The following is a 3435-nucleotide window of genomic DNA, read 5'->3' as shown; positions in this document are numbered from 1 at the left end:
GGTATCAGCACCGGCAGCAGCGGTATCAATCGCAGCAGCCAATCCGCCAAGCGTCGGCGCGCCGAACACGGTGGCCACCGGCAACTCGACATCGAGCGCCTCGCTGATACGGGCGATCAGCCGGATAGCCAACATCGAATGGCCGCCGGTGGCGAAGAAATCGCTGTCGACACCGAGCCTGTTCGAATCGGTATCGAGCAGCTCCGCCCAGATGGAGGCGAGGGCCTGTTCAGTGGGTGTGCTGGGCTGACCCCCGGGCTGGGCGACGGCGGGCAGCGGCTGATGGCCGTTGCGGGCCAGGGCTGTCCGGTCGATCTTGCCGTTGGGGGTGAGTGGGAGATCGGTGACAGTGAGGTAGCGGCTGGGCACCATGTGCGCGGGCAGGCGAGCGGCCAGGTACCGGTGCACCTCCGCCGCCGTGGGTAGGCCGTCACCGACCGGCACCAGGTACGCCGTCAACGACACATCGCCACCGCCACCCGTGCCCCCCGATCCACCGACGCCGGACCGGACGACCTCCGCGACGACGGCCGCGGCCGCGATGCCGGAGTGGGTGGTGAGAGTGCTCTCGATTTCGGCGGGCTCGATGCGGTACCCGCGAATCTTGATCTGGGCATCGGCACGACCCACGTAGTACAACCGGCCGTCGTGCCAGTAGCCCCGGTCGCCGCTGCGGTACAGCCGTGACCCGTCACCGGCGTAGGGGTCGGGCACGAACCGGCGCGCGGTCTCCTCCGGCCGGCCCAGATACCCACGGGCAACCCCGGCCCCGCCGACATACAGGTCCCCGACCACCCCCGGCGGCACCGGCTGCAGGCACTCGTCCAAGAGCCGGATCCGCACGCCTGGCAGCGGCCGCCCGATCGGCGACCCACCCCGACCTGTGCCACCACCGGCGGCGGCGGTGATCGTCGTCTGGGTGACATGCACGGTGGTCTCGGTGATCCCGTACATGTTGACCACCACCGGAGCACCATCGGCACCCACCCAGCCCGGCAACAAACCAGGGTCGAGGGCTTCCCCACCAAAGATCACCCAACGCAGATCCGGCAGCACGGACGCCGGATCAACATCGAGCCGACCAGCCACCATCGCGAACGCCGACGGCGTCTGACACCACACCTGAACGTGTTGCTCAGCCAGCACGGCCAGCGTCTGATCCGGCGAGCGGACCATCCACCGCGGCAACATCACCACCCGACCACCGCCGGCCAGGGCAGCCCACAGTTCCCAAACGGAAAAGTCGAAGGCGAGGGAGTGCGAACACGCCCACACCAACCCGGCCGGCACCAACTGCCCGGCCACCTGCAGCAGCCAGTCCACCGACGCCCAGGGCACCCCGACCGGTCGTGGCGCTCCAGTGGAACCGGACGTATAGATGACGTAGGCCAGCCCGGCCCGGTCGACCGACACCGGTCGACGGGCGTCGGTGGATCGGGTGCCTGGCCAGTGCTGTGGCTGGTCGACCATCACGACGGGCACGCCCCAGCCGGTGGCCCGATCCACCAACGCGGCCGTGGTGACCGCGACCTGAACGCCACCGTCGTCGGCGATCCAGCCGAGTCGTTCGTCTGGGAACTCCTCGTCCAACGGCACACAGACGCCGCCAGCCCACCACACCGCCAGGATCGCCACGACCACGTCGACACCGCGGCCCGCCAGGACCCCGACCCGGACCTCCGGCCCCACCCCCCACGAACGCAGACACCCCGCCAACGCCACCACCCGGTCGCCGAGCCCGCCAAACGTCAGCTCCGCGCCCGCCCCATCAACGACCGCCACCCGACCAGGAGCCGTCGCAATCCAGCCCGCCAACAACCCGACCGGCCCACCAGGGTCCCCGACCGGGGCATGCAGCACACGATCGCCCTCACCCCAAGCCCACACCCGCTCCGCGGCGGCATCCGGCATCACCGGCAGCAACCCAACCAGCACGTCGACATCGGCCGCAGCAGCGTCCAGGACGGCTCGCAGGCCATCCACCAAGCGCTCGACGGTCGGCCTATCGAACAGCTCCGTTGAGTACTCGACCCCGACCGCCAGGCCGCCTCCGGCACCCGGATCGGCCACGCTGAGAGTCAGGTCGAACTTCGACGTGCTCCAGGGGACCGCGAAGCTCGCCAGGTCAAGTCCCACGACTTTGGTTGGTTGATTGCCCGGTGTTGCCGACTCGAAGTTGAACAACACCTGCACCAACGGACTTTGCGACCGGTCTCGCCGCGGCGCGAGCTCTTCCACGAGCCGCTCGAAGGGCAGATCCTGGTGTGCGAAGGCGTCCAACGCCGCTTCGCGAACCCGGTCCAGCAACTCTGCGAAGCTCAGCCCGGCCAGCACCTCAACCCGAACCACCAATGTGTTCACGAAGAAGCCGACTACGTTGGCGAGTTCATTGGTTGTTCGACCGGAGACCGGAATACCTACCGCTATGTCCTGCTGCTGGCAGTAACGCGCCAGCACAGTGACGAAGGCCGCGAGCATGGTCATGAAGGTGGTCGCATTGTGTTGGCGGGCCAGCCTTCGAAGCGCATCCGCCGTCTCGGCCGGGATCGTGGCGCTGGTGGCGGCTCCAGCGGAGCTTTGGACCGCCGGCCGCGGTCGATCGGTCGGAAGGTCCAATGGCGACAGGCCGTCGAGTCGCTGGCGCCAATAGCGTAGATGTTCGGCAAGGAGGTCGCCGTTCATGCGGTCGCGCTGCCACGCGGCGAAGTCGGCGTACTGAACGGGCAACGCGGGCAATTGCGGTTGCTCTCCCGCGACGCGTGACCGGTAGATCTCCCACAATTCACGACGCAGGATGCCGAAGGACCAGTCATCGATCGCGATGTGATGGATCACCAGGCACAGTACGTGGTCGTCTGGCGCGATGCGCAGAAGGCTGGCCCGCAACAACGGCGTGCGAGACAGGTCGAACGGCCGCAAGGCCTCCTGCGCGGCATGGTCGCCGGCACGAGCACATGCCACGTCGCTTCTCAAGTCGCTGAGATCAACGTGGCGTAGCGGGACCGTGGTGATCTCATCGATCAGCTGGCGCGGCTCGCCGTCGACCGTCACGAACCTCGTGCGGAGCGCTTCGTGGCGGGCGAGCAGGTCCACCAACGCCCGCTCCAGGGCACCTACGTCAATCTGACCGGTCAGTCGTGTCGTCGACCGAGCGTTGTACACCGCGTTGTCGGGCTCCATCTGGTGCAGGAACCACAGTCGCTCCTGCGCGAACGACAATGCTGGGGCCTCTGTTCGCTGTCGCGGGACGATCGTCGGGACGCCCTTACCGGCCGCACTCACACGCTGGGCGATCAGCCTCTCAAGCGCCCGGTCGAGGCTCGCCCTATCGGGACCACGAGGGTGGGTCGCACTCATGGCTCCTCCACCGTTGGATCGAACAACCGCGTCGCCTCATCAGCCGACATCTCGTCAAGCTCAGCGATGAGCGCTTCC

At 67.9% G+C, this 3435-nt stretch carries 1 protein-coding gene; it reads right to left on the bottom strand.

The annotated features are described in order from the left end of the window. On the bottom strand, positions 1 to 3219 hold a 3219-nt coding region (locus Vau01_RS62745; RefSeq protein ID WP_204015254.1), incomplete at its 3' end, for a non-ribosomal peptide synthetase. Positions 3220 to 3435 lie beyond the last annotated feature (216 nt).

This window comes from Virgisporangium aurantiacum (assembly GCF_016863635.1).
GTDB classification, from domain to species: Bacteria; Actinomycetota; Actinomycetes; order Mycobacteriales; family Micromonosporaceae; genus Virgisporangium; species Virgisporangium aurantiacum.
The sequence above is the reverse complement of the archived record's forward strand: the minus strand, read 5'-3'. Positions and strand labels throughout refer to the sequence as shown.